We start from the raw sequence: 14,241 nt of genomic DNA on the forward strand, positions 1-14,241 counted from the left end.
TTTGATTGCAAAGTTTTATTTCGCTTTTTCCCATAAGGCTTATTTTGCCGTTAATTATGGCTCATTTTATTGTTCACAATTTGGCTCATTTTTTCGTTCAAGTCACAGCTCTGTGGGTTGTGATATGTAACCAGAAATTAATCGGCAGGCATCGTCTATTTCTTCTGGTGTGTCGCGGTAAACCAAGACTACCAAACTCAAGTTTAATGGTACATCTCCTGTGTACAGTTGTCTTTGGGCTTCGACGGAACGTTCGACATTTATTTGGGCTGAAACATCTATTGATTTTTTCTGCTGCACATTTAAGTCCAATGCTCTGGAACGTTTGGTAATCATTTGCTGGGCTGCACGGGTTATTCCTCTGTCAGCCGGGGAGAATTCTGTGATTATCTCTACGTCAAAAATATTGTTGCGTGAGAATAAATCCCACAGGAACCGAATTTGATGTTTGGTTGAGGCAAAGATTTCTGGTTTGCGGGTCAGTACCATTACTCCCACAAATTTCTTGTTTTCTCCTGTTGGTAAACATACCCAGCGCTTATCAGCAAAAGGTACTCCGTTGTTCAAGATGATTGAGCTTAAGTGCGGCTGGTTGATAATTTCGATTGGTTTATCAAATACTGCTTTTTCGTCGATTTCTTCTCTGACACCTTGTTCATCAAATACCAGGGTATGGGGAGCGATTACTGTTTTAGCTCCGATGTTTTTACAAAGCTCTTGCCATAAGTCCTTATCTGTTTTGGGTTGGGGATTTAAGCCCATTTCTGTAAGAATCTGCTGGTATCTTAATGAGGCTTCCAAAGCTTTAGTTAAAATCTGAGTGAATCGCTTTTTGGTTAGTTGATTCACTCCTGAATCTGTAAACCTCCTTTGTACGAAGTTGGCTAATTTCGCCAAAAACTTATCTACTGGGTCTGAAGTTTCTAGGGCTTCTGAGGTTACGGTAAATGACCAGTAAATGTTTAGTTTGATGTCCTTACGCGCTCTCTGGTTTGTTAGCTTTTGTGTCCTGGCTAGTCTTCCCCAATCTAGAAATTCACATTCTAACGAAGATGAATTGTTGATACGCTGCATCAAATACTGTTCAGCATCACTATCATCACAGAAGGAACTCCATCTAAAGGTGATTTTTTCTCCTGGCGGGATTTCTTTACAACCACTTTCAAAAATTTTTGCTACTGCTTCTATTTCTTGTTCTGAGTTGAATAGGGGATGAATCCCTGTGCATGAGAATCCAAAAATTAATTGCAGAGTATTATTACTATCAGTCAGATTCTTTTTACTCAACAAGTAAGCTCCAACTGTGTAAGCATCTTTTTTCAGTCTGACTATGGTTGTTAAATCTAACCAATCTTCAAACGGATTGAGAGTTTTCGGTTTTGATGAACGTGTTAGTTTTACTTTTCTAGCACCTACTTTTTTCTTAAGTTGTGGTGATGTGTAAGTAGCATAACCTCTCGTCCATTTTGGCACAATTGGATAAACTTTAGACCAATAAATGTATGGTTGATCTCCTGATAGTAATGCTACTGAAAAACTAGACCAAAATGCAAAGCCTAGACCCCAAAAAATATCCAACCCGATTATTAAACACAGCAGTCCGAATACTATACAGAATATACCTGCAAAAATTACAAACTGTCTGCCTGTAAATGGGCCAAACTTTGGACTTTCACCTAAGCTCTGATTGACTTTTCTGATTTCTTCTCTCATAGAGCTTCAGCATTTATTGAGAAAATTCATGCACATCAGTATCCATATCCCCTTATCAAAAAGAGGATTATGGATGAGTTATATCAAGGACGAATTTTTGGAGAATTCAGAATTCAAGAATCAGAATTAATCAGTGGTGGGTCTAAATCCTCCACTAAGTATTCGCCTTGGGTGTTCCCGAATAGTAGACCACTGAATCAGGGATTGAGTAAGGAGCTTAAACCCACTTATTTATTCATCAGTTGTACAACATTCCCAAACTGAATTCTGTTTTGATAAACGGGTTTAACTCTCTCACCAAATTTAATATTTGGTAGTTCTGAATCCTCAATTCTTTAACCCTGAGTACAGCCTGCGTTACCACCAAACAGCAATGACTGGAACACCACAATCAATATCACTGATATAAAGGTGAAAATTGGCTGGGTTGAGTCGATGGGAGGTATTATCATCCGCACCTCTCAGTTAAATCTGGACGTGAAACTTTCATTTCATCCAGCTTCCGATGTTCTTAGGGGTTAGTTACCTTCTATCTTTGTTCCCTATCACCTAATTACGGGATTTCACGCTAGGGAATTGGATAAATTTCACTTCCTCTTTTGCTCATGTGGATGTAATCGTGACAACTTTCATGTACTACTATCAGGTTTGAATCCTTCCAGTCATTATGATTATTGTCTATGTGGTGTAGGTGTACCCTCTCATCTGAGAGCATACTTAATCCACAGTATCCACAGGTATGATGCTGCTTTTGTAATAGTTTTGAGGTTCTGCCGTCGTATAATTTACTGTTTCTTTTGCTCCAGTAAGTTAAGTCTCCATCAAAGGGCGATTTATTACCTTTGACTTTGATATGGGCGTTTTCGGAGTAAGGAACCGTGGGGAATGCCTCTTGTGTGAGTTTTTCGGCTGAGTGCCTATCCTGTTTGGTTTCTTTGTTGAATACTCTAAAAGCTCTATCTCTGGTGTGCCATAGTCTGAAACGTGACCCATCCATTTTGCAGAACTTATGATATTGTCTCCATCCTCTAACTATTGGCGCAAGTTTTTCGGCTTTCACCTTAGCACCATAATTCGAGCAGTTGACGATTTTCTTAACTTTCTTACGGAATGCTTTGTAGTTTTCCTCTGAGGGAACACATCTAAACTTTCCGTTTTGCTGTACATAGAAATTCCAGCCTAGAAAGTCAAATCCATCTGTCGAGGCGGTTAGCTTGGTCTTTTTCTCGCTGATCTTTAGTCCTCTTTGTGCTAGGAATTGGCTGATTTTCTCAAGTATTTCTTCTGCATCGTCTTCTGGTCTTAAGAAGAACACCATATCATCGGCGTATCTTACACAAGCTTTCTTGATGTTCCTTTCCGGTGTACTTGGTGTTATTTTCTTATAATTGCAGTCGTGGTATTGGTGTAAATCCTCGATACCATTTAAGGCGATGTTTGCTAATAATGGACTTACCACACCACCTTGAGGTGTTCCTTGTTCGGGAAATTCTGGGTTTATTCCTGCCTTTAATGCTCGGAATATTCCCTGTTTTAGCCCTTGTGGGGCGATAAGGTTGGACATTATGGTGGAGTGATTTATCCTATCGAAGCATTTTTCTATGTCAAGCTCAAGGATTCTCTTGTTGATGCCTCCTTTACTGGATGCTAGATAGTTGGCTATCTGACTTTGGGCATCATGGGTAGAGCGTCCGGGTCTAAATCCATAGCTATGTTCATGGAAAGTTGCTTCGTGTGCTGGCTCTAGTGCATATTTCGCTAGGCATTGCCAAGCTCTATCCGCAATAGTGGGAATCTTGAGGTATCTGATGGAACCATCTTTCTTGGGAATTGATATCATCCTGAGTTTGTTGTGATACCAATCTTGCTGTCTTAACAGCACTTCGAGGTTAAATCTCTCCTCATGAGTTAAGGCAGTTTTACCATCAATACCAGCAGTGTTTTTACCAGCGTTTAGCTGAGTTACTTGACGAATCGCCAGAAACCTAGCTGCTTTGGATTTCAGAATCAGCTTTTGTAGTGACCTAGCTTTGCGCTTGTCTCCTACTCGAACAGCTTTAAACACTCTCTTTTGTAAGCGGAAAAGGTTCGCCCGAAATTTCTTCCAGGGTAGTGATTTCCAAAGTTCACTAGCTTTGGCGCTGTGTCTAACCATGCTTTACTCCCAGATCGCGTTTTCTGAACACCTCAGAGCAGTTACGCTCTGTCCTACCCGCTATAGAGGAATTCTGTATCTCGTCATACTTACCAGGGATTCGACCTTCCCCTAGACCTCTATGGCGTTTTTATTCGTTCCGTTCTTTTGATTGATTTGATGGTTTAGAGCAGTCCACTTTGCCTATCTTCTCCCCTTGAGGTATTGCAGCTAATATACAGTTTTGCTGCGGGAATATAGAAGATGAAGTCTGCATTTTGATTCCAGGTTGCAGCTTAACGTTAAGACACTTTTCTAGGACTTGTTTACTCATGCCATCTCCCCGTTAACGCCAGTGTTGTTACCTGCTTGTTTTACAACTGATTGCGTCCTGTTCCCAGCTTCAGCCTCCATAATTCCGAGTATGGTCACTGTGGGCAGGTAGGGAGTCACTTGACCTCTTCAAGGGTAGGGCTTGCCGTTCTATGTTACTTAGCTCACCTACATCAAAAGAACAGTTATACATTTTGAAAGTAGCTTTCAAAATATACCTTGCTCATACCCTTCTATTTTCTAGAAGCTCTTAGCAAGAACGAACCGCACTTGTATAACGTTACTGACTTCCTCTCCTCTTCCGTAAGAAGCCACTCCTTGATAAACGGAGAAGCAGAAGTAGCCAAACAAAACAATAGTCAGTGATGTGAACAGAATCATTGGCAAGCTAGTCAATACTGCATTATTAATAGTTCCACCAGATGAGGCGCTAGTAATCACACAGGTCATTGCTTTTTGAGCGTTGCTAAATATTGAATCTGCTCTAGCTGCTCTAGTTTGCAATGCTATTAAAAGCGTAGTTCCGACTGAAACTAATTGCCAACGTACTTGAAAACATGATTTAAATAAGCTTTTTTGGGCTTGATTTTTTCTTACTCTATCATCTGCTCGCTCTACTGCTGATGTAGATGCTTTGAGCCTAGCCAAAGTCCAAGGGAAAATTTTTATTTCCATAAGGAAGAGGAGTGGTGAATTTGCTTAACTGTCCTTTGCTTTTACAAATTCCAACTACTAGAAATAAACTTCTCTTACCAACTTAACTAAATTATTCTGCAAAGGAACAATAAAAAAACTCTATTACAACTAACTATAACAAAACATTTTTAGCAATATTAATTTAATTTCCTATATATTTATTTACTACTCAAACTGCTTTAAATCACGATGTAATTACTCACAACTCTTGACAAGTTACTTCAATTATGTAAAAACCGCTCTTTATTTTTTATTCCTACACAAATAAATCTTACTTCAAGCTGGTTCATATACTTTTGTTACAGTCCTTTTATTAGGACTAATATTATCTTTTTAACATCTTTTATGCGAACTCTGCAATTAAAATACAGTCTTTGATGTCAAATTTCCCACTTTCAGGATATAAATATCTTTTTTGGGACGAAAATCTCAAAAAAGCTAATTTTAGTCACAATTCCCAACTAATAGTTCTACTGTTGTGACTGTCCAAACAAATTTGTCCCCTCACTTTTCTAAAAAGGGTACTATTGGCTTGATTAGTTTCTGCTTTCATACCCACGCGAAAGAATATGGTTGAGCATTCTTTCATTGACTATTCTCTATACAAAATTTAAAGACATTTTTGCTATTAAAGTTTGTGAAATCTGCTGTACTTGCAAAGGCAAATAGGTCAAAAGAAGCAGGGGAGAAGAGGGCAGGGAGCAAGAGGGAAAACTGGGACTGAGCTTGTACTCCGACCCAGCAAGAGCGCCCTGTAAGGGCGAGGCTTGTATGTTTCGCTCCGCTTCACGGCTACTGGGCAGGGATTACTCCCCCTGCTCCCTGCCCCTCCGCCTCTTCGGTTACTTATCCTCTCCACGACTTGCTTTGTTTTAACCGCTCTGCCATCTCGAAGTCACAGGGGTTACTGGAGAGCCATTGCTGTGCTTCCTGTTGTAAAATCTGCGATGGCGATTCTAGCATCAGCAGGCGTATGGCCAGATGTTCTAGCTTGATTCGCTCCTGGGGCATTAAAGATAAGTTTTCTATGGTGCAGTATAATTTCACCCAATGACGTGCTTGAGCAGTAGCCTGAAGTTTCAGTCGGATTGCTTGACGGTAATCTTCTGGGCTAAAGGTTGGTTGTTCAAGTGGCTCATCCGCTTCTACAGCAATCGGTACTGAATTTTCACTTTCGAGGTTCGGCTGTGTGGTTGTTGATATAAAAACTGGTACAGAGGGTTGGCCTTCTGGAGTATCTTCCCTCTGTAAAGTGTTTTTACAGACGCTATCAACATCGCTATTGGCGATTGTTAATACGTCGGCATTGCCTAAACCAGCGATCATTTCTTCGTTTGATAAGTCTGGCTTATTTTCATCAATCGGTTCGCCGCCGGAAAACTCCCATTGGTTTTGCTTATGATTGGTAAGATTTGAAATCTCTAAAGAATCAGAAATGGTATCTGAAGAATTAGAAATTACATTAGAGCTGGAATTACAGCTGAAAGAATATTCTTGCTCTTCAGAAAGAACAGCTATTGGCGTTGCTACCAGCAACGCCTTAGCCGTTCTTCCGTACAAAACCTTCATATATTGGGGGGGTGTGTAAATTTGCCCTATCTGCTCTTGTATCTCTTGTTCTGTCTGGATTTCAGCGTCTGACTTTTCTAACCACGGGTCTGGTATTTCGGGGTATTTTTGGGTGATTAAATTCGCTGTGTTACTCTCTGGGCAATCATTTACACGCTGTTTTGTGTCGGTTCTTTCTTCGTGGTCTGGATGCCATAGCGGTAGGTAGATTGGCTTGTGCAGGGTTGTCTGACTTACTCCTTTGCCATACTCGGCAATGGAAGCGGCTATTATTGCTAATGCGCGATCGCTTGTCCGTTCTGGAAATGTTAAAGTTTCTTTTAGCTGTGCGACTATCGCACGAATCCTATCTATTGTCTCTTGCTGCCTTTGTTCGTTAGGGTGCAGGTTGATGACTTTGTTCTCATCTAGTTTGCCGAATTGTTCTTTATAACTGTTTGCTCTTTGCGGTATGCCTGCATAGGGGGTATAGAATCCTTCACAGCACCTTGCCCATTCTCTGGCTCTTTGTTCTATTTCTTGTTGGTGGCGACACCAGTTTACATATCCTGGGGATTGACAGGCTGTTATCACTATATGATCTACTAATGTCTGTCCGCTTAATTGGCGAAATACTATGCCGTAACACGCTATGTCTTTGAGCAGTTCGTTTGTCTGTCCTTGTCCTGTCCATCCTTCACTTATGCGTTGTTCTAGGTCTTGCTTCCATTGCTCTGCTGCACTGCGCTGACGGTACGGGAATTTTACGATTTTCTTATTACTGGCTTGGATTAGTGCTTGGGCTAATGCTTCGTAGTCTTGCCCGGACGCTGACCAGTCGGCGGCGTTGAGGAAGTCTTCTATGTCGTCTGACCACGGCTCTAGGCAATCGTCTAGTATGTATGAGCCTGTCTGTAAGGGTAAGCGATGGGCGTTAAAGTTACTGGGGTTGCCTTTGCTGTACACTTTGCAGTTAGGGAATATTTCTAGTTCTCCTCCTTTGATTTTGAATCCTGCTGCTTCTAACGTCTGCTTCATTGCACAGGCTAGGGTGTATGAATGTTGTTTTTCTTCCAAGAAATAATATATGTGCAGTCCCCCACTATCGCTTGATTGTATCGGTATTGGTCTGCATAAGCCGATTTCTTCTAGGCTTGCTAGTAGTTCCTGGTATTTTATTCGGCTGTTTGATGGGTGTAGCTGGCTTTTGCTGTCTAGGTCTATTACTAGATAGTTCGTTTCTTTGGCAAATCGCAGTCCCAGCATCACATCTGGGTTTATGTATTGTTGCCACAGGTTGCGCGGCTGTATCGGGTAGCGGTTTTCTGTTTGCCACTGTGGGCGTTCACCACTTTTTGGCGTGGGGGCGTAAATGAATCCCCAGCCGTGATGGAAGTATTTTATAAACCTTTGTCCTAATGGCTCTAATGGCTCTAATACAGATTGTAATGCTTTGTTTGTTTTGGCTTTTGCCATTTTTCTCTCTCCGATGATGATTGGTTCATCGGAGCTACCCACACTTTTGAGGTTTGGGGTGTATCTTTGAAGGTGTGGGATTTTCGGGGTGGGGTGGAGAATTTTTCTCTAGACCCAACACTCAACAGTTATCAGTTATCAGTTATCAGTTAATTTTTTCGTTGGGAGTTAAAGTCCCCTATTTCTAAAAATGGCGTGTTTCTGTCGGGTTCAAATCTCCGACCGAAACTGTAATAACTGTTCACTGTTCACTGTTCACTGATTTAATACCTTCAATCCTTCTTGCTTGTTACACCCTATCCCCTCATTTAGAGCTTTCATTAGCGGTCTTTTCTTCAAATGTCACCAACTGCTATCAACCAATAATTTCCCATTCGCTCAAAAATTAATTTTTTTTGGTGAAAATGCCGGTATTTCTTCGTTTGATACTCTCATGGTTAGTTTTAGAGGGTTGATGCACCTGATTTGAATTGCACTAATTTTGCCTTTATGACCCAGACATTGCTACATTGAAATTGCTTATAAAAAATTGTTACGGTTAGTCGTTAACCGCTAAACGTATGTCTGGCGTGTGGGCAGCTAGCCGATTTCTTTTTTTACTTCCTTGACACAACCTTTAAGAGCGACGGCTGTAAGCCTTGACGCTAATTCGTGCATGGTAAATAAAGCCGCAATCAGCCCTCTGTGTTCTTTTTAGGGTAATAATTCCAGTTTTTGATACAAAAAATCCATTATTCACGACGTTATCCTCTTCTGCGAGGCATCTAGCCGGAAAATCATCCCTTAATTACTTTTGACTTAATAGCTTTTGCCAATACTCAGCTTTAATTCAGAGTTGGGATTAATTGTTGCGGTAGATGCTTTTTTTACTATTTGTCCAAAAAAAAGCATAAACTGTCCCTTCCTGTGTGCTAATATTGGCAACAGGTAGGTTACGAGTGGTGAGTCCTCGTTTGTTGGGAACAATTTGGTGTTTTGACCTGGCAGTCTTTATGTCACCGAAACTGTTCTAAAACGACTCACATCTATTTTGATTATTTAAATATTCTGTTTTGGTCGTTACTACCTCCCTTGTAAAGACTAATTGCAGTTTTGTGTGCAGACTTACTCTCGCTAGAGTAGCACGAAAAGCGGCTCGACCGTATAAAAACAGATTTGTCTGCCTAGTCTTGTACGCTTACAAATACTCAAACGGAAATTTAAACAATTACAACATACAAACAGCGATCGCCCCTGGAACAGACTGGTCACTTTTTTAAATATCCCTCCTAAATATTAAGTAACTTTAAGAACGTCTTACTCATGCTGTAATGAACCTATTTTTTGTATACCCGCTTAATAGTCAGCGATAGCGTTGCGTCCATGCCCTGGCGATCACTGCTCACTAAGCAACATCTTTAACCCAGTTAATCCCTTCTCCACACCAGTGAACTAGCAACCAACGATTAGAATCCTTGTCTAGTGCAGGTAGAACACGGAAATTAAACACTTCTTCCCAGACTTCCACTCCATAGTGAATCACAAAATCTGCTTCTAAGTTTTTAAACTGCTGCCATTGGCGATCGCCGATAGCAGTCAGTATAGGAATGATTGCAGTGATTGGGATTTGGGTAGCTACAGGTGTCATTGGGGGTAGTCCTCAAAAATGCAAGGGCGGTTTTTTAGTATTGATGATTTTCACCAGCCGCTTACCTTTGCTTCTGGCAAGAGCAAAACAAGCTAATTCTGTTTGGGCTGCTGACCAGTCTCTTGGGTCTGTCACTGGATCAAAATCATCATCTGGTTTGTTTGGTTGATTATCCTCCGTCACTTTTGGCAACCATTACTGTTGGATGTATCCCAGTTCCGTTAACCGCTCCTTTAAAATTTTATTTACCGCCGCATTAGAACTAATCATTTGGTCTTCTGCGTATTTGTCCAGAGCCTCAACGATGTCATTTAAATATCGCGTTGTCCTATTTGTTGTCGGTTTTTTCTGACGGGCCATGAAAGTAATCATAATTTTTTCTATATCTACATTAGATTGAATTACCCCTACTCTCACTAATTTGATACCACATTAGTATCACTTAATTTCATATTTTTTCAAAATATTATTAAAATTAATGACACCACTTTAGTAACAAAGTGAAACCAAATTAGTATCATTTTAGCTACTATATTTATATACTGTCAGCCAACACTATCAACAAAGCAAATTCACCCTGTGCATCATCCACAAGCGCTAGTGATGTACAGTCATTCGCAGTAGGCGAGTCTTCAAGTTCTGATGTGCTTTCCATAGGTGAGGGCGATGCACACCTCAAGGATGCGATCGCCTCCGATTTAACTTGTTGTGCTTCCGGCTTTCGCTCCTCCTTGCAAGCCGCAACAAACACCGCCTCCGGTGACTTGATCCCCTTCCAAGTCCGTACTGCCTCCTTGAGATATGCGATCGCCTCTGGTACATTTTCCCAGTACCGCTTGACTGTACGCTGAATCTCCCCATTTAACCGAAACTGCGGAGTACAAGGAATCTCTCTCAACTGCTGCGATACTTCCTTTACTTCCTGTTGGCTGGGCTGTACTGACTTTTCTTGTGGTTCGGTATCTAAAGCTTGTGGACAGAACGACCTCTATCTAGGTGGGGAAACTCCTCTAGACAAGTTGACTGAATGAAGCAAGAATCCCACGCTTTAAACCGTGGGAGCGTCAAGTCGCTTCGCTCCAATTCAAAAAAGGTCAATTTTCCGGAATTAGCTAACCTGAAAATGTTGTTAAGCAAATACCAATAAGAGCAAGTATCGATTTAGAAATATTAATTAGGAGGTTTAACTTTGACTAGTAAAGCAAAAGGTAAACAACCTGATCCCAGTCAAAACCTCCGCAAATACGTAAATAACCACATTCGTTCCAATACCATCCTGGCAGTTCTCGGCGCAACCCTCAACGCACGAGTGACAGGAACCCCACTCCAGCCCAAGATTCAAGTTCAAATTGATGAAGTCATTGATGCGTTGGGTATTGGCGACATGGTAGAGGAAACAAGCACAGCAATCCTTCGCCAAATAATTGCAGATATCCGCTTCAATATGCTGTTAGATGCAAAATTATTCTCACGGGCAAACGATGGACTGGTATGGACTCACGATGAAACCGACATTTTGCAGGCAGGTGGTGAAGTCTCTGCTGGCTTTGCAGAAGTATTGACACACAAAATCGCACCCAGCCTCGATGGGCTTTCCCAGCGTCTAGGTTCTCCAAATGGGTCGTTTCTTGATGTTGGTGTTGGTACTGCTGGTCTAGCGATCGCAATGGCTAATTTGTGGTCGTATCTCAAGATAGTTGGTATCGACCCCTGGAAACCATCTGTCATCCTGGCCCAGGAAAACGTACAAAATGCTGGTCTTGCAGAGCGCATCCAACTACGAGAACAGGCAGTAGAAGCTTTTTCCGATACAGACCAATTCGATCTCGCTTGGCTACCTAGTGCTTTCATCCCCGAAGGGGTGATTTTTACAGCCTGTGAAAATGTCTACCGTGCTTTACGTCCTGGTGGATGGCTTCTGTTTGCGATGGCTAATCCTGGTAACGATTCCGTAACCGCATCCCTCGTCCGACTGCGAACTGTGTTCTGGGGTGGTTCTCTGATGTCGCCGCTTCAAATCGAGACTCTGTTGAGGGAGACTGGATTTGTGGATATTCGCATTCTACCGAGTCCACCTGATGCTGTTGTCGCCCTTGTGGCTGGCCGTCGAATGTGAAAATCTACTGCTAATTGAATTTATACAAAGGAAATCTCAGCATGAGCAAAAAAATTTCTCTCCAAGTTAAGTAAGCAAGCTACTGGGTATAAAACTTTGTGATGGCGTAGGAGATCGCTGCTAATACTGTACCAAAACCTACACTTGCTACAATTGAAGCAGTTTTTCATCACTCTGAATAAGTATGGCTCACAATCAATTTAACATCTGATACACAAGAATTTGTTTCAGCCTTTGGCAATTTTAGTTTTTGCAAACAGTGACAACTTGCCCCGGATAAACAGGTTTAAAAATAAGCGAACGCGCAGATATGAAACAAGCTGTTTAGCTATCTTGTCACCAGTTAAGCCATGTGCAATATTTGCAGGGGTAATCAAACTCGCAAATTTCCAAAATCAATAGCTACCGAAGGTTGCATAACTACCCCTAGATTCTCAAACCCAATTCCGACTTAAATTAGTTAAAGCATCTGAGTGAACGCAGGAGAAAAATACATGATACTCCAGCAACGAATACTCGATTTTTACTCACGTCAGGGCGTAATGACATCTGCTGGTGAATTCGCATCCATGCTCAACACGCTGCCAAACGATGTCGAGAGTCTTGTCCGCATCGTACAAGGGCTTGGGGTTTATGATGTTGTCGCACCCGAATTCTACAATTTCACTATCCCCAAGGAACGCCAGAATGAAATTCATATTCGCTCCATAGAGAAGATGTTGGGGTGTCTGCTTGCAGTTGACGCTCGGCCTCTCACTGTTGCCCGACCAGTCGAAAAACGGTTAATTTGCCGATGCCGCAACTTCTCACTGCTTCTACTGTCGATGTTACAAGCTTTGGGCTTTTCTGCTCGATTGCGTTGTGGATTTGCTACCTACTTCAATCCTGGCTACTTCGAGGATCACTGGGTCTGTGAATATTGGAATACCACCCAAAAACGCTGGATTCTCATTGATGCTCAACTCGATGAGGTTTGGCGCGAGAAGCTGAAGCTCAACTTTGACATACTTGACGTACCACGAAATCGTTTTCTTGTTGCGGGGGATGCTTGGGATAAATGTCGGACAGGCGAAGCCGACGCATCAAAGTTTGGTATCTCTTTCGCCAACTTACACGGGCTGTGGTTCGTTGCAGGAAACTTAGTGCGCGATATTGCGGCACTCAACAAGATGGAGATGCTACCTTGGGATATCTGGGGTGTACAGCCTCAACTGGATGAGCAGATTGATAATGAGCATCTGGAGTTTTTTGACAAGCTTGCCGCGCTTTCGCATGACCCCAATGAGTCATTCCATGAACTATACAAATTCTACGCCGAAAATAGCAACCTGCGCGTACCAAAAACAGTTTTCAATTCAATACTGAACCGTACAGAAACGATATAAGCCAGTGTGGTTTTATTTACATCAGGCTGCTCATCTCAAGGTCGTAGTATCTCCAAATCAGTCGAGGAACAGGATAGGTTGATATTCATCGTAGACACAAAGGTACAATTTATACTGGTGTTTCTACATTTTCGGTGATCCATTGGACGAGTTGAATTACAACACCGTTTGGGTCTGTGACTTGAAAGAAACGTTCACCCCAATCTTCAGTCTCGATAGCCGTTGTAATTGTCACACCAACTGATTGAAGACGCAGGTATTCTTGGTCAATATCATCTACTACAAAAACAATCAATAAACCATCAGCTCGATGTCCGCGCATCTGGATAGGTTTGAAAGTTTTTAGCCCAGTCTGGAGAAAAATTAGGTTAAACCCAGCATCCGGTCTAGAGAGCGAAATAAAACCCTCGGCGGACATTTCTTCTCTGAAACCAAAATGTTGCTCAAAGAAGTTAGCCGATGCGGTGACATCATCCACATTTAGTGAAATTGCTGAAGCGATAATTTGCATAAATACTTCTTTTTGTTAGTTCAGCCAAAAGTAAAAAATTTGTATTATGGCGGCTCAATCAATTAGGAAAATTGTCAAAAATTGATCACTTTTCTAAATATGCTACATAATAATACAAGTCTTTTGAAGAAAGAAAAATATTTGAGAAAAAATCTAACCTTTGGATGATTTTGGTAATGGTACTAACGTTTTTCATCCTCGTACTACATTTGCTTCTGCAATTCCACAAATCACTCCATCATTTCAAAATTTTGAACAGATCAACAACCCTACTCCCTCACCGGATACCGCCGCATCATCTCCGCCAACGCCACTGCTTCCCCATCCGGCGTGTACACAGTTTCCCCCGACATCGCAATCACAATCCTCTGCTTCCTCGCCTACTCGAACCACGCGATCGCACCCGACTTAGCCTGCTGCACCTCCGGCTTCCTTCCCTCCTTGCAAGCTGCCACAAACACAGCTTCCGGCGACTTGATCCCTTTCCAAGTCCGTATCGCTTCTTTCAAATAAGCGATCGCCCCTGGCACATTCTCCCAATACCGCTTGACTGTACGCTGAATCTCCCTATTAAGCCGAAACTGCGGAGTACAAGGGATCTCCCGTAGCTGCTGCAATACCTCTTGTACTTCCTGTTGGCTGGGCTGTACTGTTTTTTCCATCGGATCAAGCAGCGATCGCATATAGTTTTGGCTCACTATC

General features: G+C 41.9%; 13 protein-coding genes. 3 read left to right on the plus strand and 10 right to left on the minus strand.

Features of this window, described 5'->3' with window-relative positions:
* Positions 1 to 102 precede the first annotated feature (102 nt).
* From H6G14_RS25750 to H6G14_RS33705, 8 genes are all read right to left on the minus strand, one after another.
* Positions 103 to 1,713, minus strand: coding sequence for a hypothetical protein (locus H6G14_RS25750; protein WP_242053594.1), 1,611 nt, complete (start codon positions 1,711 to 1,713; stop codon positions 103 to 105).
* A gap of 568 nt (positions 1,714 to 2,281) precedes the next feature.
* Complete coding sequence (locus H6G14_RS25755) at positions 2,282 to 3,868, minus strand: group II intron reverse transcriptase/maturase (RefSeq protein ID WP_190570887.1); 1,587 nt, start codon at positions 3,866 to 3,868, stop codon at positions 2,282 to 2,284.
* A gap of 552 nt (positions 3,869 to 4,420) precedes the next feature.
* Complete coding sequence (locus H6G14_RS25760) at positions 4,421 to 4,855, minus strand: hypothetical protein (protein WP_190570890.1); 435 nt, start codon at positions 4,853 to 4,855, stop codon at positions 4,421 to 4,423.
* Between the two features lie 867 nt (positions 4,856 to 5,722).
* A complete protein-coding gene (locus H6G14_RS25765) occupies positions 5,723 to 7,900 on the minus strand; it encodes a bifunctional DNA primase/polymerase (RefSeq protein WP_242053598.1) in 2,178 nt (725 codons plus the stop codon).
* A 1,384-nt stretch (positions 7,901 to 9,284) separates the two neighbouring features.
* Complete coding sequence (locus tag H6G14_RS25770; RefSeq protein ID WP_190570892.1) at positions 9,285 to 9,527, minus strand: hypothetical protein; 243 nt, start codon at positions 9,525 to 9,527, stop codon at positions 9,285 to 9,287.
* A gap of 12 nt (positions 9,528 to 9,539) precedes the next feature.
* Positions 9,540 to 9,710: a hypothetical protein gene (locus H6G14_RS25775; protein ID WP_242053605.1), complete on the minus strand. Its 171-nt coding sequence runs from the start codon at positions 9,708 to 9,710 to the stop codon at positions 9,540 to 9,542.
* 12 nt (positions 9,711 to 9,722) lie between these two features.
* Positions 9,723 to 9,899 carry a hypothetical protein gene (locus tag H6G14_RS25780; RefSeq protein WP_199326291.1) on the minus strand — a complete coding sequence of 59 codons (177 nt, stop codon included), beginning with the start codon at positions 9,897 to 9,899 and terminating at the stop codon, positions 9,723 to 9,725.
* 163 nt (positions 9,900 to 10,062) lie between these two features.
* Positions 10,063 to 10,425 carry a hypothetical protein gene (locus H6G14_RS33705; protein ID WP_242053610.1) on the minus strand — a complete coding sequence of 121 codons (363 nt, stop codon included), beginning with the start codon at positions 10,423 to 10,425 and terminating at the stop codon, positions 10,063 to 10,065.
* Positions 10,426 to 10,716: 291 nt separating this feature from the next.
* Between H6G14_RS33705 and H6G14_RS25790 the strand changes: the two genes are divergently transcribed.
* Together H6G14_RS25790 and H6G14_RS25795 are read left to right on the plus strand one after the other, a co-directional pair.
* Positions 10,717 to 11,643, plus strand: a complete 927-nt coding sequence (locus H6G14_RS25790; protein ID WP_190570894.1) for an SAM-dependent methyltransferase — start codon at positions 10,717 to 10,719, stop codon at positions 11,641 to 11,643.
* 494 nt (positions 11,644 to 12,137) lie between these two features.
* Complete coding sequence (locus H6G14_RS25795) at positions 12,138 to 13,028, plus strand: transglutaminase domain-containing protein (RefSeq protein WP_190570896.1); 891 nt, start codon at positions 12,138 to 12,140, stop codon at positions 13,026 to 13,028.
* A 109-nt stretch (positions 13,029 to 13,137) separates the two neighbouring features.
* Here H6G14_RS25795 and H6G14_RS25800 read toward each other — a convergent pair whose 3' ends face one another.
* Positions 13,138 to 13,539, minus strand: coding sequence for a VOC family protein (locus tag H6G14_RS25800; RefSeq protein ID WP_190570898.1), 402 nt, complete (start codon positions 13,537 to 13,539; stop codon positions 13,138 to 13,140).
* Between the two features lie 160 nt (positions 13,540 to 13,699).
* On the opposite strand from H6G14_RS25800, the gene H6G14_RS25805 reads away from it, so the two are divergent.
* Entirely contained in the window at positions 13,700 to 13,951 is a 252-nt protein-coding gene (locus tag H6G14_RS25805; protein WP_190570943.1) for a hypothetical protein, read from the plus strand.
* Here H6G14_RS25805 and H6G14_RS25810 read toward each other — a convergent pair.
* Entirely contained in the window at positions 13,920 to 14,237 is a 318-nt protein-coding gene (locus tag H6G14_RS25810) for a hypothetical protein (protein WP_190570945.1), read from the minus strand. The two genes, H6G14_RS25805 and H6G14_RS25810, sit on opposite strands and share 32 nt — an antisense overlap.
* Positions 14,238 to 14,241: the final 4 nt, after the last annotated feature.

The sequence above is a fragment of the Nostoc parmelioides FACHB-3921 genome (genome assembly GCF_014696625.1).
In the GTDB taxonomy this organism is placed as follows: domain Bacteria; phylum Cyanobacteriota; class Cyanobacteriia; order Cyanobacteriales; family Nostocaceae; genus Trichormus; species Trichormus parmelioides.